We start from the raw sequence: 18083 nt of genomic DNA on the forward strand, positions 1-18083 counted from the left end.
TCTCAACCCCGGCAGAAATGAGGACGTGCAATGAAAACAGCAACTCCAACGACGACGGCCTTGGCGCTCCACCGTCAAGGCCGCTGGTATCAACATCTCTATGTCCAGGTCCTGGGCGCCATCCTGGCAGGCGTCCTCCTGGGGCCATTTCTACCCTTCCCTCGGCGAAGCGATGAAGCCCCTGGGTGATGCTTTCATCAAGATGCTCATCGCGCCCATCATCTTTTTCACCATCGTGCATGGCATCGCCAGCATGAAAGACATGAGGAAGGTCGGCCGGGTCGGTTTAAAGGCCCTCATCTATTTCGAGGTCGTGACAACCCTTGCCCTCATTATCGGATTGGTCGTCGTCAACCTCTGGCAGCCGGGCGTCGGGGTCAATGTCGATCTTTCCCGGATCGACACCTCGGCCATCGCAAGCTTTACCGAAAAAGCGAAAGACCAAAGTACGGTCGCGTTCCTGATGGAAATCATCCTCGCGACCGTTGTCGGCGCGTTCGCGAACGGAGAAATCCTTCAGGTTCTCTTCGTCGCACTCTTGTTTGCGTTCGGGTTGCAAGCCCTCGGCACGCGTGGCGAACCGGTGCTGCACCTCATCGACACCCTCGGGCAAATCTTCTTTCGCATCGTCGGTATCATCATGAAGCTCGCTCCGGTCGGCGCCTTCGGTGCAATGGCGTTCACGATCGGCAAGTATGGCGTCGGAACCCTCCTGTCGCTCGGCAACTTCATGCTGGCGTTCTACACAACCTGTCTGCTGTTTGTCTTTGTCACGTTGGGCAGCATCGCAGCATTGTGCGGCTTCTCGATCTTCAAGTTTATCCGCTATATCAAGGAAGAGTTGTTGATCGTCCTCGGGACGTCGTCCTCGGAGTCGGTGCTGCCGCGTATGATAGCGAAGATGGAGAAACTCGGTTGCGGGCCCTCCGTTGTCGGACTGGTGATCCCCACCGGGTACTCGTTCAACCTTGATGGAACCTGCATCTATCTGACCATGGCGGCCGTGTTCCTGGCACAGGCGACCAACACCGACCTAACCCTGTCCCAAGAGATTGGGATCATCGCCGTTCTTCTGCTCACGTCGAAGGGAGCAGCTGGCGTGACCGGCTCTGGCTTCATCGTGCTGGCGGCGACGCTGGCTTCGGTCGGCACGATTCCGGTCACGAGTATCGCTCTGATCCTTGGGATCGACCGCTTCATGTCTGAGGCGCGGGCGCTCACCAACCTGATCGGCAATGGCTTGGCAACCGTCGTTGTTGCCAAATGGGAAGGCGCTCTCGATGAGAAACAACTGCACCGCTCGCTCAACCAGGAGAGTGATCCCGAAGCATTTGATCCAAAGACGATGACGGTGGCCGATGATCTTGCGAAGGGCGACTTCCTCCAGCAGCATCGTCACCTCAAAGCAGTGGGAACGCGTGCGCCTGTCTAGGCCGTGTGGCCAGGCGGTGAACTCACACCCAAGTGGACCCGCGGCGGCGATGTGCACTCATCGCCGCCGCTGGTTCTTAAGCATGGCTCGTGATGTAACGCTTACCGCTCCCACCCCTCATCAGATGGAAATCGCTTCGCCCAGAATTCTTTGAGACGGGGATCGGCATCGACCTGTCGGACGATTTCGGCCATCTTGGGCGCACTCTTGTAAAAGCGCGAGCGCCAGGGAGCGAAGCGCGAGATCACCGTGACATAGAGATCCAGCACCGAGAGTTCGTCGCCGAGGATGTAGCGGCCAGGTGTGATCTGTTCGTCCATCATGTGCCAACAGGCGGCAATGCGGTCATGAATGCGATCAATGATCGCCGGCGCATCTTCTTTGCTGGCAGCGATGCGCATGGCGTCGTCCTTAATCCAGGCAAACGCGTAGATAGCCGCCGACACGTAGGCCATCCAGCGTAGATATTGTGCGCGCTTGGGGTCGTTGAGCCCTGGCGCCAGCCGTCCCTGTGGATAGAGATCGGCGAGATAGATCAGGATCGCAGCACTTTCGGTGATGACCTCGCCGGACGGCAGCATCAGCGCCGGGACTTGGCGCAGCGGATTGACCGTCTCGACCAGCTTGCGCGCCGCTTCATCCTCCTAAGTGACCGCCTCAATCACCTCGTAAGGAACTCCGAGCAGAGTCAGCGTGGCCTCGATCGGAACTGAGCCCGATCCGACCGCGCCGAATATCTTGAGCATGCGTGCCTCCCGGCCAATTCTTGGGGATCGGATCGCCCTGGATGTAGGTGAGATCCTGATTGCACTGGGTTTTATAGCTGCTCCGATCACGAGTCTACGGGGCTCGATCGTCGACCCGTCTCCTGAATCTGCCCGCCTGCAGCGGATCGCAACGCCACCTTTGGCATGCCAATTCGGAGGATGTGATCGTCCCCGCTGCTGCCCGTCACTCTGAAAGTTCTCCGAGCGCCGACGGTGGGGAGCGATCAACGTCAATGGTGCAGTCTTTTCGGTCGGTCTCGGTCCTGTTTTGCCGCCCAGGACAGCTGCAAGATCGCCTCAGGCTCGATCGGCTCTCGCTGATTGCAACCTCCCTCAGGCGCCGGCTGTGGACCGGCTTTCATGGAGTGTCGCATGTTTAGGAAGATTGCTTTGACCCTGCCTCTTCTTCTTCTCCCGAGCATCGCCCTAGCCGAAATGGGTGGTAAGACAGATCGCGACCGTGTCAACCGCGAGGTTGAGGCCATGATGCGGGATGGCCGCTGGGAGCGCGCCATTGCGGAGGGTCGAGCCAACAAGCAAGCCTTCGAGGCGCTGCGCCAGGCTGAAGACCGGATGCGGCCGCCCGCTACCGAATACACGGCGTCGCGGCCTGCTCGCCGATCTGCCGGTCACTGAGTCATGTCATACGGGAAGCAGCCTCTGTTGAACCAAACGGCCCTGGGAGGGAAACGCCAGGGCCGACCCGGATTGTACGCAGCGGCAGATTAACTCGGACAAACCTAGTACGCGTTTTTGCACTTGCGTCGATAAACACGGACGAATATGGTCCGTGTTTATCGCAACTCCGATTGCTGGCAGACGCAACATACCGATATCATGGCACACCTGACCGTCAGCGTTGAGTATGGCATCCATTGCCTCCTGTGGCTTGTCGACTCTGATGCAGCCCTCAGCAGCCGGGATCTCGCCGAGCTGCAGGGCATCTCGCCCGGTTTCCTCGCCAAGATCTTTCCCAAGCTCGAAAAGGCGGGGATCGTCACGGCCAGCGAAGGCGCACGGGGAGGCTACTGCCTCGCACGTCCGGCCCAGGACATCACCTTCCTTGAGATCGTCGACGCGATTGAAGGCGACAAGCCTCTTTTCGATTGTCAGCAGATCAGGGGCCGCTGCGCCGTGTTCAAGGGCAAGCCGCCGGCATGGTCGAGCAACGGTGTCTGCGCCGTCCATGCGGTCATGCTGCAGGCCGAGAAGGCGATGCGAGACACACTGGCCTCCCAATCGCTGGCCGACGTGCATGCAGCACTCGGACGCAAAGCCCCATCAGGTTTTCTCGGCCAGGTTCAAGACTGGATGTCGGACCGCCTCGATGCCCGTCGCCCCGGTCGCATCCGCCGATCCAAAGAGCCGCCGGGTTGATCCTGCGGCGGTCAGCCGCCCTCACCTCAAACATCTAGAATTTCTCGGCACCTTGCCGGACCTGCCGAGAACCCGTTGGGCATCAGCTTGACGGAATGGCTTCACACGTCCGGCTGAGACAGAGAAGTATCATGACCAAGAAGATTGTGATCGCCGGCTCGGGCTTTGCCGGCATGTGGGCTGCCGTCTCCGCCGCTCGGGCGGTGTCGCTTGCGGGCAGGGAAAAGGACATTGAGGTGATCGTCGTGTCACCCACGGCCAGCCTGACGATCCGGCCCCGTCTCTATGAAGCGGTTCTCGAGAACATGAACCCGGACCTCGCGCCGTTGTTCGACGCTGTCGGGGTCCGCCACATGGCTGGGCTGGTGCAGACGATCGATGCCGGCGCCCGCCTCATCGAAATCGGCAAGAACGACGGGACACAGCTACGCCTGCCCTACGACAAGTTCGTACTGGCCGCAGGTAGCTGCCTCTTTCAGCCGCCGGTGCCAGGGCTGGCGGAGCATACGTTCAATGTCGATCAGTTAGCGAGCGCTCGCAGGCTCGACAGCCACCTGAAATCCCTCGCGGACCGTCCTGAGACCGTCGCACGCAACACAGTTGTCGTCGCCGGAGGCGGCTTTACGGGGATCGAGACCGTTGCCGAGATGCCGGAGCGGCTGCGAGCAATTCTGGGAAGCAACGCTGCCATCCGGGTCGTCGTCGTTGAACAGGCGCCGCACATCGGTCCCGACCTCGGTCCAGTTCCGCGGCCGGTCATCGAACAGGCTCTGGCCGAGTGTGGGGTCGAGATCATCACCGGCGCTGCGGTTAACATCGTTTCTGCCGGCAGCGTTACCCTCTCATCCGGGGAGCGCATTCAGACGAACACCGTCATCTGGACCGCCGGAGCCCGCGCCAACCCACTTGCCGCCCAAATCCCAGGCGAGCGCGACCGCTTCGGCCGGGTGATCGGCGATGCTTTCCTCCATGCCGCAGAGGTGAACGACATCTTCGTCACCGGCGACGTCGTTCGCGCGGCAACGGACGGCGTTGGCAACACCACGTTGATGTCATGCCAGCACGCACAAAGCCTTGGTCGCGTTGCCGGTCATAACGCCGCCGCGGAACTGATTGGATTGCCGTTGCACCTGTACAGCCAGCCGAAATACGTCACCTGCCTCGATATCGGTCCTTGGGGGGGCTCTCTACACCGAGGGCTGGGACCGCCAGGTGCATCTGACGCGAGACGCTGGCAAGGCTCTAAAGCAAGAGATCAACACGACGTGGATTTACCCGCCTCGGGCTGATCGCAACGCAGCCTTTGCTGTCGCCAACCCGGACTTCGTGATCGTCCCCCTAACCTCAATGTAGACACAACTGGTGCCTTGGCCGGGCTGCTGCTCGGTCAAGGCGGAGATACATATCTTGCGTAACATCGACGTTTACTTTCTCACGCTCGCAAGCTTGTGCCTGGTGCTGAGTGTCTCCCTTGGCCTTGGAATGGGCTTCGCGCAGGATTTCTCGCTCAGCCACCTTCACTCTCACCTGAATCTCGTCGGATGGGTGTCGATGGCGCTCTTTGGGCTCACCTACCGTGCCTATCCGGCTCTGGCCGAAGGAAGACTGGCGAAAGCTCACTTTTTGCTTTCGGCGCCAAGCGGCATCATGTTTCCGGCGGGCATCTACCTGCTGATAACCTATGGTCAGCCGATACCGGCCGTCGCGGCCGCCATTGTCTGGCTCGCCGGCGCCACACTGTTTTGCGTCATGCTCGTGCGACTTGCGTTCGCCAAGGGCTTAGCGTGAGACGTCACGGCTTCAAAGCCATGTCCGGTCGCCAAATAGCTGACCGGACGACGTGACCAGCCCTATACTTCCTGCTCCCTGCGAGGAGTGCGGGATCGCAAATGACATGGCCGATGTCGGCAAAAGAAACTTGAGTCTCTCCGGCGGGAACTCGAATCCCGCTTCAAGGACGTGAGGATCGAGGTGGCCGGGTGCGCCGCTCGATGAAGCAGGTTCAAGTAACCGACTCCCTCGGGGCGGGTTGCGAGTTCCAGACGGGTTGAGCCAGCCAAGAGGGCCGCGTCGATGGTACAGCCTTTTTACTCGTTCTTGGACCTGTTGAGAAGTCCATGCCAGCGGCAAGATCACGGCATTCCTGATCCCAACATGAGGCTTAGACAATGACGATGATCAAAGTTTCGAGTTTGGCCGGCGCCGCGGGCATCGCAATCACTCTCGCGGGTACGACCGTGTCCGCACACGGGCCGGAGCATGCCACGACAACACCAGTTTCGCAGACAGCTTCGGCGCAGGCCAACGGTGAGACTGTGAAACCGGTCTTTGAGCGCGCTATCCCGCATATCCCGGGCAAGAGCCTGATTGCCCTTGAGGTGACCTATACGCCGGGCGGCAAGTCGCCTTCCCATTATCATCCAAACTCCGCCTTCATCTATGCGCATGTGGTCTCCGGCGCCATTCGCAGCCAGGTCGGCGAGGAGCCAACCAAAGTCTACCGGACCGGCGAAGGTTGGTACGAGAATCCCGGCTCGCACCACAGAGTGAGCGAGAACGCCAGCGACAGCGAACCGGCAAAGCTGCTCGCCGTCTTCGTCGTCGATCCTAGAGATTCCCTGGTCGTTCCGGATCAGAAGTAAGGATTGCCATCATGTCTCAGCGGATGAACTATGCGGCCGCCGCCCCGGGCGGCATGAAGGCCCTTGGCACGGTCTACAGCTATGTAGCCCAAAGCGGTTTGCCGACAGCCCTGATCGAACTGGTGTATCTGCGCATCTCGCAGATCAACGGCTGCGCCTACTGCATCGACATGCACAGCCGCGACCTGCTCAAGGCCGAAGTGCCGGTCGAGAAGCTCGTGCTTGTCCAGTCTTGGGACGAAGGTGGAACCCTGTTCAGTGATCGCGAACGCGCGGCGTTGAAGTGGGCCGAAGTGGTCACGCGGGTCAGCGACACGCATGTGCCCGAGGAGGCCTATACCGAAGCTCGCGCCACCTTCTCGGAGAAGGAACTCGCCGACCTGACCATCGCGATCGGCTTGATGAACGCCTTCAACCGCTTGGCGATCAGTTTCCGCGCCGTGCCGCTGGCTGCGGCAAGCCACTGACCGCCGCCGGTTCCTTTGAATGTGACATAGACATCTGAGACCCGGCACTGCGTGAGCCGGGTCTCAGGGTACAACTCGGACGCACCGTGTTGCGTGGAATATTCCTACATCATTATCGGGGAACCGTAGAACCCTTCATTCGCACATAGGAAACGAAGATGCAGAGCCTCAAGGTAGCCTTTCCAGGGTTCCGTGGTGACCCGCTTTCCGCCCGGCTTGAACTCCCGCTCGGCCCGATCCGGTCCTATGCGATCTTCGCCCATTGCTTCACCTGCTCCAAGGATCTCTTTGCCTCCCGGCGCATCGCGTTCGAGCTCGCCATGCGGGGCATCGCGGTGTTGCGGTTCGATTTCACCGGCCTGGGGGCCTCGGGCGGCGAGTTCCCTAAAACCAACTTCTCCTCGAATGTCGAGGATCTCCGGCAAGCTGCCAAGTATCTCACGAGGCACTTTGGTCCCGCCGAACTCCTTGTCGGCCACTCCCTCGGTGGCGCCGCCGTGCTTGCGGTGGCCCCAGAGCTGCCCGAGGTCCGGGCGGTGGTCACGATCGGGGCTCCGGCTGATACTGCGCACGTGATCTCAAGCTTTCGCAGCCATGTGCCCGCCATCGAAAGTCAGGGAGAGGCCGAGGTGCAGCTGGCTGGATGCCGCTTCGCCATCCAGCAGCAGTTTCTGGATGACGTCCGCAGGCAGCATCTCGAGACGAAGATCCGCAGTCTTGGTCGTCCGCTGCTTGTCCTGCACGCTCCCGATGACGACATCGTTGGAGTCGATAACGCCAAGCGAATTTTTGAGGCTGCCCAGCATCCGAAGAGCTTCGTCTCCCTCGACGGCGCGGATCATCTCCTGACCCGCCATGAGGACGCGGCCTTTGTCGCAGAGGTGATCAGCGCCTGGTACGGCCGGCATCTGGCGCGTTCGTCCCATGCAGAGGCGGTTGCCAATCACGATGGCGTCCTCGTGCGGGCGTCGGGTGAGGGCCGCTTCCAGCAGGTTGTCGAAGCCGGGCGGCACCGGTTCCTTGCCGACGAGCCTGAGAGCTATGGCGGACTGGACAGCGGACCCAGTCCTTACGACTTCCTATCGGCGGGGCTCGGAGCGTGTACGTCGATGACGCTCCAGCTTTATGCCGAGCGGAAAGGATGGCAGCTGCCGCCATATACGGTCGAGGTTCGGCACGCCAAAGTTCATGCTGAAGACTGCTTGAGCTGCACGGAGGGTCATACCGGCAAGATCGATCAGTTCGTGCGGCGGATCACCTTTGAAACCGATCCCGGCCCTGCGGTGACGGACAAGATCGCAGAGATCGCTGACAAGTGCTCAGTCCATCGAACCCTTGAAGCGCGCTCAGACATCGTCACGAAGGTTGCGACTTCGAACGCTTGATATCCTTACCGAGGTTACTCGCAGGATTGACCGGACGAGTGACCTTGGCAAGAGCGAGATCAGGGAGCCTACGGTGCAGCTCTTACGCCCATTCTTGGTCCTGCTTCCTGGGGCGGTGTCACGTTAACTCAGGTATGAAAGCAAGCCGTGTAGATCGACTGGCATGTCCAAGCCCGTCAGCTACAAGCGCCACCGCTTCCCACCTCAGATCATCGCCCATGCGGTCTGGTTGTACTTCCGCTTTCCTCTGAGCCTGCGATTGGTCGAGGAGATGCTGCTTGAGCGGGGCGTTCTCGTCTCCTATGAGACAGTCCGCCGTTGGGCTCTGAAGTTTGGGCCGTCTTACGCCCGCCGCCTCAGGCGCAAGACGCCAAGCCCTCGCGACATCTGGCATTTGGACGAGGTCGTGGTCACCATCGCCGGCAGGACGCACTGGCTGTGGCGAGCCGTCGATCAGGACGGCTATGTGCTCGATGAAATTGTCCAGACGCGCCGCGACACCAAGGCAGCCAAGCGCTTGCTGAAGCGTCTGTTGAAGAAGCAAGGCTGCCCGCCCCGGCGACTGATCACCGACAAGCCCGGCTCCTATGCGGCGGCCCGGCGTCAGATCCTGCCAGCGGTCGAACACCGCTCCCATAAAGGGCTCAACAATCGGGCGGAGAATTCACATCTGCCCTTGCGCCGGCGAGAGCGGGGGATGCAAGGCTTCCGGTCACCGGGAGGCTTGCAGCGGTTCGTCAGTGTCTTCTCGGCTGTCCGCAACCTCTTCGTTCCGTCCCGCTCTCACCGCTCTGCTCTCGCTACCCATCGTCACCGCCTCGATGCTATGGCGGCCTGGAAATCTGCGGCCTGCGTTGCCACGTGAGCCCGTCGGATGACCGAGTTTGCCTCAGCGCGCCCGATGCCAGTTAACGTGACAACGCCCCAACGAGAGTGTCTCAATGCAAGCTCTGTCCCCGACCAATGCCCCGGCAGCCGCACTTCCTTTCCCGTCCGACAATATGTCGAGCCAAGCGCTGGGCTCCGATGAACTTCAGATGCTTGGGGATCGGCTGCGGCTGACCTATGGTTCGCTTGAGGCTCCCCTCCCGGCTCGGCTGGCCGAACTCGTGGAGCGGTTCGTACGGAGGGAGCAGATTAGGGAGTAGGTCAGCGGCTGGCTAATGCCATTGGTTCTGCTTACATTGAGTCGTTTACGCCTCTGAACTAAAATTACTCAGTAAGCTCAGCATAGATCTCCAGTCGAGGTTTATATTGCTAAGTTAAGAGAAATGAAGTTAGCAATTGGCGACGCTAGGACTGTTGGCTGATTGCTTCGGTCGGATATCCGACAGACATATCTTCTGCGACCTGTTTACTTCTTCTGAACTTGGAGAACCAAACAGGGGCGCGTATGACTGTGCAAACGCTGACGCTCGGACACGATCACTTTTCTCAGTCGGAAACCCCGTCCACCACTTTCATAATTCCTACGGCTCTGATCTGTGACAACTCTCTGCTCCGTTCAGGACTTCAGCAGATATTGTCGGGAACCCACTTTGTCGTTGCCGAGACCGCTCCTGTCGCCGGGCCACGACGGCTCCGGGAATTCGTTTCACAGCCCGCCCTGGTGATCATCGAGGCCAGCCAGAACCCCAGGCGCGTGCTTGAGATCGTCAGGCAGGTGAGAGAACGGATTCCGGAGGCTCGGATCGTGGTTCTGGCGGATCAGTTCGATCTCAGCTTGGTGCGGCTGGGACACGAGGTGGGCGTGGATGGCTTCTGTCTGGCAGCCACTTCTCCCGAGGTTCTGACAAAATCATTGGAACTCATCATGCTCGGCGAGACTGTGGTGCCCTCAGTGGTGCTCCGCTCAATTGCGACTGGGGCTGCCCCGCACCGAAACGAACCGCTCCAGGACAACATGGCAGAGCCGAGGCTGTCTGACCTGAAGGCTTGCAAGTTCTCAGCACGAGAGTTGGAAATCCTGGGATGCTTGACGAAAGGCGAGCCCAACAAGGTCATCGCCCGCAAGCTGGAGATCACCGAAGCCACCATCAAGGTCCACGTCAAAGCCATTCTGCGCAAGATCGGGGCCACCAATCGCACCCAGGCTGCCATGTGGGCCTCGCAGCGCCTAACGCAGCGAGGTGGAGCATCGGTGAATGGCTGAGGCAAAGACGATGAAGATCGCCGTTGGCGACGAGGTTCGCGTCCACTTCCATCCGCCCGGTCCATGGAAGAGCTTTTCCGAAGGCGTGGTCAAGCGGGTGGATATGACCACTGCGGAAGGGCGCTTCTTCGTGCTCGAAGTCCGGAATGAGGTCCTTCTTGATCAACCGCACCGGATCAGGCCCAATTTCCACGATTATGTCCAGTATGAGTGCTGGAAGGATTTCCCTGGTCGGATCGAGGTACTGGCCACCGCAGAACAGGACGTGGAGAGGGAGCCCGCATCCGCTCCAATCTCGTTAAAAGCACCCGAAGGCTCCGTGCGAGCAGCCGACGAGCAGCATCTGGGGGAACTGGATGTCCAATCGGAACCTGAGATTGAACGAATACCTGAAGCGGAAGGCAATTCTGAATTGGATCAAGTCGATGTTGAGTCTCAGCCCGCCCGCAAGCAGGGAGGTCTGCTTTCTGCATTATTCGGACGAAGAGAATAACAGGGACGCGGCAGGCCAGCGTGTCAGGTTCCAGGCATTAGGTGAGTGCAGTAGCAATCTCTATCTCACAGTCTTGGGCTGGTATGGGATAGTGCCCAGAGAAGCTGCTGTTCGGGGCAGCCATGCGGTGACGGGGTAGCTTCGGCAACCGAGGGCGCGACGCTCGTCCTCTCAAAATGATTTCGCGGCAGGCTCTTCCGGAGCACGATCATCGTCGCCACGGCCACTCTGGATCGCTCTTCTTATGGAACAGACGCCGTGCCTCTTCTGACAGGCTGAGAGGAGGCTTGAAAGCGGTCGGCTGCATGAGCTTGGGACGATGCCGTTCCTGCCGCTTGTATGAGCGCAATGCTTCTGTGGAGAGCCTCGGCAGACCCTCGGTGGTAATTCGCTGACGCAACTCCTGTAAGGTCTTTTCAGGGGCATCGGGCATGGCTGATCTCGCAGCCAGAAGAGCACGGAATCGATATCATCGCGCAAGGACAGGGGAGGTTCCCTGTTGTGCCCTACCCAAGAAGAGGAGCGAGATGCGCATGGCACCGACAGCCTATCCAGTTTCGGACCGGGCATCGCGACTGCCGGACCATGCTGGGTTAGAAAAGATCCAGTTGGACCACGGAAGAGGCTGATCTGAATTCCGCACGGTGGAAAGAGCCGGAGAGGCCACGCTCCTTCCGGAGCAGTATCAGATATGAAGATCCACTGGCTTCGCTACCGAGGCTGCCTATTGGTGCGCCGCTGCGCGAATCTCGCGCAACAGGATCTCCTTCGGAAACGGACGGGGCAGAAAGCAGCCCTCTCCAGGAACGTCGGCGGGACGAAGATGCCGAAGGTGGCCCGAAGTCATCACCAGCCCAATGGATGGCCAGCGGTCGTGAACCTTTCGGGCAAGATCCAGGCCCTCCGCTTCGGTAGAAACATCGAGATCGGCAAACAGGACTTGCACTCCGGGCCGCGCCTCCAGTGTCGTCCACGCCTCCGGGATGCTGTTTGCCTCAATGACATTGAACCCGGCCTCGTTCAGAACAGTGGCTATGCCCGTGCGGACTACCGGTTCATTCTCCACCAGAAGCACAGTCGTCTTCGTGACAACGTTATGTGCCGTCATGTGCCAATCCCCAGATGTCTGCTTGGAAAATCGGTCGCGCCAATGATGGTCTCGGCCCGCCGACCCATCGTAAGAGGAGCGGCTGGCATAGGTACCAGATGGCGTGTTGTTAAAGGGCCTAAGCGGAACTCTATCGGCTGCCTTGGCTTACGTTGGTCAGGCAGCCAGGGCCTGAATCTGCTTCTGCACGCGTTCAAGTTGTGCAACGTAGGGCATCCGCCGCTCGCAATGACGTTCTTGCAACTTCCTCATCGTCTTCTGCTTCAGCCATTCGTCCACCGAGCTATTCCTGATCGTCTCCACATCGCTCTCGTGCTCGAAATCAATGTCGGCCAGAGTTGCCAAGAGCGCTTGCAGTGAAGGCAAAAGCTCTGATGGATACAAATGGGGAGCGCCCATTCCGGCGTGCGAAGGACGGTATTCCGTGTTAGCGGACATGGCTTTCCTCCGATGGTTATGGGTCATTGGCGTGGCCTAGTTTTGGTACAGTTGGGGTGTTGCTGGGCTTGACGCAACACTCGCTCATGAGGGTGACACTTATATGTAGTGCCGATGCTCAGTTGCGGTTGGCCGTCGAGACAGGCCCCCGCAGCCCGGAGAGGGTGGCTTCCTCAGATCCCTTCAGAGGACGAAGGGCTGACGATGTTGCTGCTGCCGAAGCTCCTCAAGCTGATGCAGCGTCAGGCTGACGTCGGTTGCGATGCGCCGCTTTCGCTTTTTGCGGGACGTGTCTTTTGACTTCTTCATCGCTGGCGCTGCGTGCAACCTCAGTCAACTGAAGACAATACGAGGCGATACAGGGTCGAGTGTGGTTCCCGCTCAATGCGGTATTGGTTTGGTGCATTCGCGGCATCCCTCCTCCGGTCATCTGACAGGTTGCCCGGAACTCCCAACGCGAATGGTCAGGCGGCAAAGGATTGACGGTGCTGTTGCCGCCGAAGCGTCTCCAGGAGGTCTGCGTACGGCTGGCGCCTCTTCTGATGGGCGGTTCTGACCTTATCTTTGATGGATTCTCTCAGGTCTGGGTCGAGGACGCTCTCCTCTACTTGTTCCAGTTCAACCTCGTTTGCAAAGTCAATGTCGCCAAGGGTATGGAGAACCTCGCGCATCATGGTGTCGAGGCTCGGCGAGTACATGCGATAGAGCTGCTTCGATTGCTTGGGCACGATTTCCTCTCATTGTTCTTGCTTCTTGACCCCAGAGATGGGGCATTAACATAGGTTGGCAAGTGCAGAGCGGCGCGTAGGATTACGATCTATGTCCATGGACGCCCTCCGAGTGGCTCGACAGCCGCGCCTGTGCTGGGGCATCGTCATCCACATCAGTGTGGCCAGATCACGGTATCCGCGGTACTGTCAAGTTGGCGTAAGTAGACGAATTTGCCGCTGGGACAGCCATCAAGTCGGTCCACATCCGCCTACCAAGGCAGCACCGGTGGCCTCGCGCCACGTAGCAAAGGCGCGATTCCGCGCAGCCCGATACTCACTGGCGGAGAGGCGATGACGGCGGAGCTGGAAGTGGTTGTGGATCGGAGTGTGGATGGAGAGAAACTGCTGGGCATGCTGGACTAACTTGAACTGCCTCATGTGGCGTTCGCGCCGTCGGGTCGGTTGGTGCGAGACCTCACAGCGGTTGTTGAGATAACGACTCTGCCGATGTTCAACGCCCGGCAGGATCTCGCGTTTGGCGGCAGCATAGGATCCAAGTTTATCTGTCACGATCACCCTGGGCACGTAGCACAAGCCCTTCAGCAGCTTGCGAAAGAAGCGCTTGGCGGCCTTCATGTTACGGCGGCTCTGAACCAGCACGTCGAGCACATTGCCATGCTGATCAACCGCTCGCCAGAGATAATGCAATTTGCCCCTGATGCGAACGAACACCTCGTCCAGAAACCATTTGTCGCCGGGCCGCGGCCGCCGCCTCTTGAGGGTCTTGGCGTAGGTCCGTCCGAAGCGCAAGCTCCACCCGCGGATCGTCTCGTAGCTGACCACGATGCCTCGCGCCGCGAGGATCAGTTCGACTTCCCGCAAGCTCAGACTGAAGCAGTGATACAACCAGACTGCTTGGTTGATGATCTCGGCGGGATAGCGGAAGCCCCGATAGGTGTTGGATGGCGTGCTCATGCCCGTGACCCTGCCATAGATCGCCGCCTCTCGCCAACTTGACAGTACCGGATGAAGGGAGTGCATCATGTCCTCCTGCGATGAGGAGCTCGGCGCCGCAGGCCGTCAAAGCGCCAAGCATACTCCTCAATCGCGCAACGCACTTGGTCCCAACAACGTTCCGCCACCAGACAACTACGGGATTGGTGCTGGTGCGTCAGCCCATAATACCAACAGTCACTCGGATCCCTTATCGCAAGGCGTAGTCCCTTCTCGCCTTGATCGCCAGATCCTGATGAGCACCTGCACAGCGATTGATAGAAGATATCCTATTTGTAGTATAATGGCTCCGAGAACGACGTTAACTATTACCTCCACAAGTTCTTTCCCCTGCATGGCTGCGGCAACACCATACCAAACAACAAACGTAATCAAGGCGAGGCAGAGCCCGACAACGCTCAATCGGAAGCCAAATATAAATGAGAATACAAATAAAATCAGGAATACAAATCCTTCCAGATCCCAATACGTTGTTGAGATCCCGTAACTCATCAGTCTACTTCTCCGAAGGCTGCGGTTTGGCCTGGAGAATGTACAGGTAAATACAAGATCAGTCGCATCACGATTAGGTTCATTTCACATGATCATCTTTTGACAGCTCCCGCACCGGCCCAAACACTGAACTGGCCACGAGCGTGTAATGGGCCTCAAATGCCATATCGGGCATAGTCCAAGATGCCGAGATCATCGGGCCCCTTGGTGGGCCGCGATGAACATCTCCTGTCAATAACATTCTGCAGGCTTCGCTTCAGAGACGGCGGATAACCTCTTTCAATGTCTTTGGTCATTGTTACATTCCCAAGAGTGACCTGGAAGCATTCTACGGCATAATAATGCAAGCTAGACTGTATCAGAAGAGCGTAAGACCGTATGTCCGCCTATGTTGAGACGGTGGCTCGCCCTACTCTGCGCATCCGAGGGTTACTCGGGTGGGCCGAGCCGATCCTCGCCGCAGGAGGACGAGCCATGGGACAGTCTAGAAGTTTTCGTCGGCATCGATGTCGCCAAAGCGCGCAATGCCGTTGCAGTTGCTGATGGCGAGCGGGCGGCGAAGTTCGCTATTTGGGGGAAATCGATGCGTCCGAGGAGAGCATGCGGCGCTTCGTGAAGCGGCTGGTTTCCACCTATGATCGCGTCCATTTCTGTTCTGAGGCCGGCCCGACTGGCTACGGCTTGCACCGGCTCATCACCAGTCTCGGCTATCCCTGTACGGTGGTGGCCCCTTCGCTCATTCCGCGCAAGCCCGGCGCGGTTCAGCCTCCCGGACCTGATCGACTTCCTCGGCATCGATGGAGGTGCCCGTGCTTCGCTTGAGAGCGAGCTGATCAACGAAATCGGCCAAGACGGCGAAGTCACGACTGGTCTCCGGAGCGGTCCAGGCCTCACGCCGGGCCAGAAAGCCCGGCACCCCGCCGCAGTCCTCCGGCGGGCAGAATCCATCCCCATCCAGGCAAATGGGATAGCTACTCCCAGGGTCAGCCTCATGTCGGCCCTCGAGGCGTACCTCGTGCTCCCATGGACCATTGAGATCGTACTCGTAGCGGAAGCGGGTACCAACACGGAGGCGAAGCTCGGAGAGCGGGACATCAGGAGACCGAGCCGCCAACTCCAGAGAGCCGAGCCGTCTGGCCCGGAGCATGAACTGGAACAGATGGATGCCCTCCCAGCCCATTGCCACCTGAATGACGCCGTGCAGCTCACGCAGCGTTAGGCTGGCTGGCACCTGAACCCGCCGCCAGATCATGGGGCTGATCCCGAGCAGCCAAATCTTGAGCTGCAGAATCTCCGGAGCTGGAGAAGGATCAAGCGGAGCGGGACTGGATGGGGCGCGCTTTGGCAAATGAAGGTGTCTCGCAGCCTGGTTGCGTCTGGCCGGGAACGTTGTACCGCCGACCCGTTACCAGTCTGCCCCACAGAACCTCATGCTCTCCAGCAACAAAAAGGCCCGGGTTGCCCCGGGCCTCTTCGGCTGCTGGTGCTGCGGCGCTCTTAGTAGGTGCCGAACTTGAAGTTCAGCTTGGCCCGGGCGACGAAGAAGTCCTGCTCGTCATTGTCCCGCGGCAGGAACACATCGACCGGCGCTCCGCCAGTCGGCGTGAAGGTGCCGATGCGGCCGTCGTCATCATCGTCCTGATCGATGCTGACCCACAGACCCTCCAGGCCAAGGGTGACGGCTGAGGAGCCGAACCAGTTCACCGGCAGGGCCCACTCGACACCACCGCCGGCCGTCCAGCCGGTGTTGTTGTCGGTGTAGGCCAGACCACCGGTGGCGTAGACCAGGAAGCGGTCGAAGGCGACACCGGCGCGCAGGCGCACCGTGCCCCACCAATCCGAAGAGTCCTCGAACTCGCCGGGCACGAAGGTGCCGGCATTGCCCGGGCCCGCGACGAACACCGCATCATTGTCGTCGGTGTCAATCCACTGGATGTCGGCCTCGGCACCGATCACGAACGAGCCGATCTGGTAGTTGTAGCCGATCTGGCCGCCGCCGGTGAAGTTGCCGTCGTTGCCGTTGTCGAAGTTGAGCGTGCCCACGAGGCCGGCCGGAATGCCCGGGCCGGTCAGCACCACGGTTTCGCTATCGTCATCACGCCAGCCCCAGCCGAGGTTGCCACCGACATAGAAGCCGGTCCAGGTGAAGACCGGAACGGCCGCGATGACCGGCGGAGGAGCCGCACGGGCCGGCAGGTCAGCGGCGGACACGGACGAGACAGCCGCCGTTGAGAGGGCTGTTGCGGCAAGCAGACCAAGAATACGCGTCTTCATAAGCAATTCATCCCTTGTGCGAGGAGTCGCGGGTGCAGAGTATGGTTCAAGAATGAATTCTGACTATGGTAAAGCCGCAACACTGCTGGGATTTAGACGCTTTGCTGACGAATCTAGCGGCCTGTACGCATCGTTACGCCCGTTAATACTTCCGTAGTGTTTGACAGTGTGGCGGGTGCGTGCGGTACTGGGTCTGTTTTCGGAGTGACACCCGAAGGCGAGGAGAACTCAACCCTGCCCTGCAAGGGCAGGGTTTTTTAATTGCGGTTGCCGTCAGCCGACAAAGTTGCCTTAAACAGAGGGATCGGAGCACTGATCCAGCCAGCGGGTCAGCTCTTGAACGACCCAGCGTCTGGCCCGTCGTGCTGAGGATCGCTTCATCACCATCCTCCAGTCACTGAAAGGCATCAGCGGCGGGGCCGGCTCGATGTGTCGATGGTGACGAGGTTTCCGGTGATCGGATCGAGAATAGTCATGGGCAGTCCTCTCCCGTTCAGGCACAGGAGCAACGCCGTGCCTCCCGCTTGGATCAGGTTCGATTGTGGTCGTGGTTACGGGATAGTTACTGCGCCTTGACGCTTACATCCCCGAAACAGGCGAGACGCGGATGGATCGCCTCGCCTGCTCCATGGGAGGTTGCTGATCCGGAGCCCAGCGGATCAGCCACAGCATGGTCGCCGTGGTATGGTTAACAAACCTCTAACAAGACCCCCGTCCGGCTGAGCGTCCGAACGGGGGTTCTGGGTTTTTGAGCCTGATACGCTACCCGGCTTGTCAGCTTTGTACCCGTGCCGGGTTAAGCGACGGTATCGATTGATCTGACCTCATTGCTCGTGCGCACAGCCGTCATGATCATCGACCATGCGTTCGATTGTCTGCGCCAGATCAGCTTCGGCTTGGCTCAAAGCCTGCGAGCGAGCGATTTCAGCACGGGTCTGCTCGATTGCTTGCAGGGCCAGTTCAATCGTCTCCTCAACTGCTGCATCGAGAGATTGCGTGTTCTGTTCAGCCATGAACCTGGGCTACTCGCCCAATGGGGCCAATCCTTGGCAATCAGAGATCCGGATAGCCGCGCCGCCGCTTCATTTGAGCTAATGCTTTGCGTGCTGGTTCGCTGTGTCGGGCCCGAGCAACCGCTCTGCGGCGTCGGCAATGAACAGGTGCCAATAGGCATCGACTTCCCGCTTGATGGCGTCTCGGCGCCGTTCCTGGGTCATCTTGACCCGAAACCAGGGTGTGGCCTCAATCCGCTCACGCAACAGGGCGCGAGCCGTGAACTCAAGGGGATTACCGCCCGCACTGGTCATCGGCTTTCCTCGTGAATCAGCAATG

Annotated in this window: 22 protein-coding genes and 3 pseudogenes; 13 read left to right on the plus strand and 12 right to left on the minus strand. The window is 59.6% G+C overall.

Annotated elements, in window-relative coordinates:
• Positions 1 to 30 precede the first annotated feature (30 nt).
• Positions 31 to 1432: pseudogene (locus JO965_RS37875) on the plus strand (dicarboxylate/amino acid:cation symporter).
• Positions 1433 to 1533: 101 nt separating this feature from the next.
• On the opposite strand, the gene JO965_RS37880 reads toward JO965_RS37875, so the two are convergent.
• Positions 1534 to 2013: a glutathione S-transferase family protein gene (locus JO965_RS37880; RefSeq protein WP_371826974.1), complete on the minus strand. Its 480-nt coding sequence runs from the start codon at positions 2011 to 2013 to the stop codon at positions 1534 to 1536.
• A 558-nt stretch (positions 2014 to 2571) separates the two neighbouring features.
• On the opposite strand from JO965_RS37880, the gene JO965_RS37885 reads away from it, so the two are divergent.
• The 11 genes and pseudogenes from JO965_RS37885 (at position 2572) to JO965_RS37935 (ending at position 10715) form a co-directional block, all read left to right on the plus strand.
• Positions 2572 to 2835 carry a hypothetical protein gene (locus JO965_RS37885; RefSeq protein ID WP_203445934.1) on the plus strand — a complete coding sequence of 88 codons (264 nt, stop codon included), beginning with the start codon at positions 2572 to 2574 and terminating at the stop codon, positions 2833 to 2835.
• Between the two features lie 201 nt (positions 2836 to 3036).
• Positions 3037 to 3576, plus strand: a complete 540-nt coding sequence (locus tag JO965_RS37890) for an Rrf2 family transcriptional regulator (RefSeq protein WP_203445935.1) — start codon at positions 3037 to 3039, stop codon at positions 3574 to 3576.
• Positions 3577 to 3707: 131 nt separating this feature from the next.
• Positions 3708 to 4929: pseudogene (locus JO965_RS37895) on the plus strand (NAD(P)/FAD-dependent oxidoreductase).
• A gap of 54 nt (positions 4930 to 4983) precedes the next feature.
• Positions 4984 to 5364 (plus strand): hypothetical protein, encoded by a 381-nt coding sequence (locus JO965_RS37900; RefSeq protein ID WP_203445936.1) that lies wholly within the window; start codon positions 4984 to 4986, stop codon positions 5362 to 5364.
• 380 nt (positions 5365 to 5744) lie between these two features.
• A complete protein-coding gene (locus JO965_RS37905; protein WP_203445937.1) occupies positions 5745 to 6218 on the plus strand; it encodes a cupin domain-containing protein in 474 nt (157 codons plus the stop codon).
• 11 nt (positions 6219 to 6229) lie between these two features.
• Positions 6230 to 6685, plus strand: a complete 456-nt coding sequence (locus JO965_RS37910) for a carboxymuconolactone decarboxylase family protein (protein ID WP_203445938.1) — start codon at positions 6230 to 6232, stop codon at positions 6683 to 6685.
• A 158-nt stretch (positions 6686 to 6843) separates the two neighbouring features.
• The gene (locus JO965_RS37915; RefSeq protein WP_203445939.1) at positions 6844 to 8070 is read left to right on the plus strand and encodes a bifunctional alpha/beta hydrolase/OsmC family protein; all 1227 of its coding nucleotides are present in this window, start codon (positions 6844 to 6846) and stop codon (positions 8068 to 8070) included.
• A gap of 163 nt (positions 8071 to 8233) precedes the next feature.
• Entirely contained in the window at positions 8234 to 8935 is a 702-nt protein-coding gene (locus tag JO965_RS37920) for an IS6 family transposase (RefSeq protein WP_203445940.1), read from the plus strand.
• Positions 8936 to 9011: 76 nt separating this feature from the next.
• Complete coding sequence (locus tag JO965_RS37925) at positions 9012 to 9218, plus strand: hypothetical protein (RefSeq protein WP_203445941.1); 207 nt, start codon at positions 9012 to 9014, stop codon at positions 9216 to 9218.
• A 374-nt stretch (positions 9219 to 9592) separates the two neighbouring features.
• A complete protein-coding gene (locus JO965_RS37930; RefSeq protein ID WP_203445942.1) occupies positions 9593 to 10222 on the plus strand; it encodes a response regulator transcription factor in 630 nt (209 codons plus the stop codon).
• Positions 10215 to 10715: a hypothetical protein gene (locus JO965_RS37935; RefSeq protein ID WP_203445943.1), complete on the plus strand. Its 501-nt coding sequence runs from the start codon at positions 10215 to 10217 to the stop codon at positions 10713 to 10715. The genes JO965_RS37930 and JO965_RS37935 overlap by 8 nt, the downstream gene beginning before the upstream one ends.
• A gap of 208 nt (positions 10716 to 10923) precedes the next feature.
• On the opposite strand, the gene JO965_RS37940 is transcribed toward JO965_RS37935, so the two are convergent.
• The 7 genes from JO965_RS37940 to JO965_RS37965 form a co-directional block, all read right to left on the minus strand.
• Positions 10924 to 11148, minus strand: coding sequence for a hypothetical protein (locus JO965_RS37940; RefSeq protein WP_203445944.1), 225 nt, complete (start codon positions 11146 to 11148; stop codon positions 10924 to 10926).
• Positions 11149 to 11439: 291 nt separating this feature from the next.
• The gene (locus tag JO965_RS37945; protein WP_203445945.1) at positions 11440 to 11823 is read right to left on the minus strand and encodes a response regulator; all 384 of its coding nucleotides are present in this window, start codon (positions 11821 to 11823) and stop codon (positions 11440 to 11442) included.
• Between the two features lie 156 nt (positions 11824 to 11979).
• Entirely contained in the window at positions 11980 to 12261 is a 282-nt protein-coding gene (locus JO965_RS37950; RefSeq protein ID WP_203445946.1) for a hypothetical protein, read from the minus strand.
• Positions 12262 to 12444: 183 nt separating this feature from the next.
• Positions 12445 to 12570, minus strand: coding sequence for a hypothetical protein (locus JO965_RS49070; RefSeq protein ID WP_256451931.1), 126 nt, complete (start codon positions 12568 to 12570; stop codon positions 12445 to 12447).
• 155 nt (positions 12571 to 12725) lie between these two features.
• Positions 12726 to 12989 (minus strand): hypothetical protein, encoded by a 264-nt coding sequence (locus tag JO965_RS37955; RefSeq protein WP_203445947.1) that lies wholly within the window; start codon positions 12987 to 12989, stop codon positions 12726 to 12728.
• 231 nt (positions 12990 to 13220) lie between these two features.
• Entirely contained in the window at positions 13221 to 13946 is a 726-nt protein-coding gene (locus JO965_RS37960) for an IS6 family transposase (protein ID WP_203446735.1), read from the minus strand.
• A 216-nt stretch (positions 13947 to 14162) separates the two neighbouring features.
• Positions 14163 to 14477: a hypothetical protein gene (locus tag JO965_RS37965; protein ID WP_203445948.1), complete on the minus strand. Its 315-nt coding sequence runs from the start codon at positions 14475 to 14477 to the stop codon at positions 14163 to 14165.
• Between the two features lie 502 nt (positions 14478 to 14979).
• Between JO965_RS37965 and JO965_RS37970 the strand changes: the two are divergent.
• Positions 14980 to 15233, plus strand: a pseudogene (locus JO965_RS37970) (IS110 family transposase); the annotation flags it as partial.
• Here the strand turns inward: JO965_RS37970 and JO965_RS37975 are convergent.
• The 4 genes from JO965_RS37975 to JO965_RS37990 all read right to left on the minus strand — a co-directional run bounded on the left by JO965_RS37975 (position 15214) and on the right by JO965_RS37990 (position 18058).
• A complete protein-coding gene (locus tag JO965_RS37975; RefSeq protein ID WP_256451932.1) occupies positions 15214 to 15825 on the minus strand; it encodes a plasmid pRiA4b ORF-3 family protein in 612 nt (203 codons plus the stop codon). The pseudogene JO965_RS37970 and the gene JO965_RS37975 sit on opposite strands and share 20 nt — an antisense overlap.
• Positions 15826 to 15974: 149 nt before the next feature.
• Positions 15975 to 16751: an outer membrane protein gene (locus JO965_RS37980; RefSeq protein WP_203445950.1), complete on the minus strand. Its 777-nt coding sequence runs from the start codon at positions 16749 to 16751 to the stop codon at positions 15975 to 15977.
• 824 nt (positions 16752 to 17575) lie between these two features.
• Positions 17576 to 17764, minus strand: a complete 189-nt coding sequence (locus tag JO965_RS37985) for a hypothetical protein (RefSeq protein WP_203445951.1) — start codon at positions 17762 to 17764, stop codon at positions 17576 to 17578.
• A gap of 78 nt (positions 17765 to 17842) precedes the next feature.
• The gene (locus JO965_RS37990; protein ID WP_203445952.1) at positions 17843 to 18058 is read right to left on the minus strand and encodes a hypothetical protein; all 216 of its coding nucleotides are present in this window, start codon (positions 18056 to 18058) and stop codon (positions 17843 to 17845) included.
• Between the last annotated feature and the right edge of the window lie 25 nt (positions 18059 to 18083).

This window comes from Microvirga sp. VF16 (assembly GCF_016864375.1).
Classification (GTDB): domain Bacteria; phylum Pseudomonadota; class Alphaproteobacteria; order Rhizobiales; family Beijerinckiaceae; genus Microvirga.

Excerpts from the sequence above, each read along its gene's own strand:
- JO965_RS37880 (WP_371826974.1), bottom strand. The coding sequence starts at position 2,013 with ATGCTGCCGTCCGGCGAGGTCATCACCGAAAGTGCTGCGATCCTGATC.
- JO965_RS37885 (WP_203445934.1), top strand. The coding sequence starts at position 2,572 with ATGTTTAGGAAGATTGCTTTGACCCTGCCTCTTCTTCTTCTCCCGAGC.
- JO965_RS37890 (WP_203445935.1), top strand. The coding sequence starts at position 3,037 with ATGGCACACCTGACCGTCAGCGTTGAGTATGGCATCCATTGCCTCCTG.
- JO965_RS37905 (WP_203445937.1), top strand. The coding sequence starts at position 5,745 with ATGACGATGATCAAAGTTTCGAGTTTGGCCGGCGCCGCGGGCATCGCA.
- JO965_RS37910 (WP_203445938.1), top strand. The coding sequence starts at position 6,230 with ATGTCTCAGCGGATGAACTATGCGGCCGCCGCCCCGGGCGGCATGAAG.
- JO965_RS37915 (WP_203445939.1), top strand. The coding sequence starts at position 6,844 with ATGCAGAGCCTCAAGGTAGCCTTTCCAGGGTTCCGTGGTGACCCGCTT.
- JO965_RS37920 (WP_203445940.1), top strand. The coding sequence starts at position 8,234 with ATGTCCAAGCCCGTCAGCTACAAGCGCCACCGCTTCCCACCTCAGATC.
- JO965_RS37925 (WP_203445941.1), top strand. The coding sequence starts at position 9,012 with ATGCAAGCTCTGTCCCCGACCAATGCCCCGGCAGCCGCACTTCCTTTC.
- JO965_RS37935 (WP_203445943.1), top strand. The coding sequence starts at position 10,215 with ATGGCTGAGGCAAAGACGATGAAGATCGCCGTTGGCGACGAGGTTCGC.
- JO965_RS37940 (WP_203445944.1), bottom strand. The coding sequence starts at position 11,148 with ATGCCCGATGCCCCTGAAAAGACCTTACAGGAGTTGCGTCAGCGAATT.
- JO965_RS37945 (WP_203445945.1), bottom strand. The coding sequence starts at position 11,823 with ATGACGGCACATAACGTTGTCACGAAGACGACTGTGCTTCTGGTGGAG.
- JO965_RS37950 (WP_203445946.1), bottom strand. The coding sequence starts at position 12,261 with ATGTCCGCTAACACGGAATACCGTCCTTCGCACGCCGGAATGGGCGCT.
- JO965_RS49070 (WP_256451931.1), bottom strand. The coding sequence starts at position 12,570 with ATGAAGAAGTCAAAAGACACGTCCCGCAAAAAGCGAAAGCGGCGCATC.
- JO965_RS37960 (WP_203446735.1), bottom strand. The coding sequence starts at position 13,946 with ATGAGCACGCCATCCAACACCTATCGGGGCTTCCGCTATCCCGCCGAG.
- JO965_RS37965 (WP_203445948.1), bottom strand. The coding sequence starts at position 14,477 with ATGAGTTACGGGATCTCAACAACGTATTGGGATCTGGAAGGATTTGTA.
- JO965_RS37980 (WP_203445950.1), bottom strand. The coding sequence starts at position 16,751 with ATGAAGACGCGTATTCTTGGTCTGCTTGCCGCAACAGCCCTCTCAACG.
- JO965_RS37985 (WP_203445951.1), bottom strand. The coding sequence starts at position 17,764 with ATGGCTGAACAGAACACGCAATCTCTCGATGCAGCAGTTGAGGAGACG.
- JO965_RS37990 (WP_203445952.1), bottom strand. The coding sequence starts at position 18,058 with ATGACCAGTGCGGGCGGTAATCCCCTTGAGTTCACGGCTCGCGCCCTG.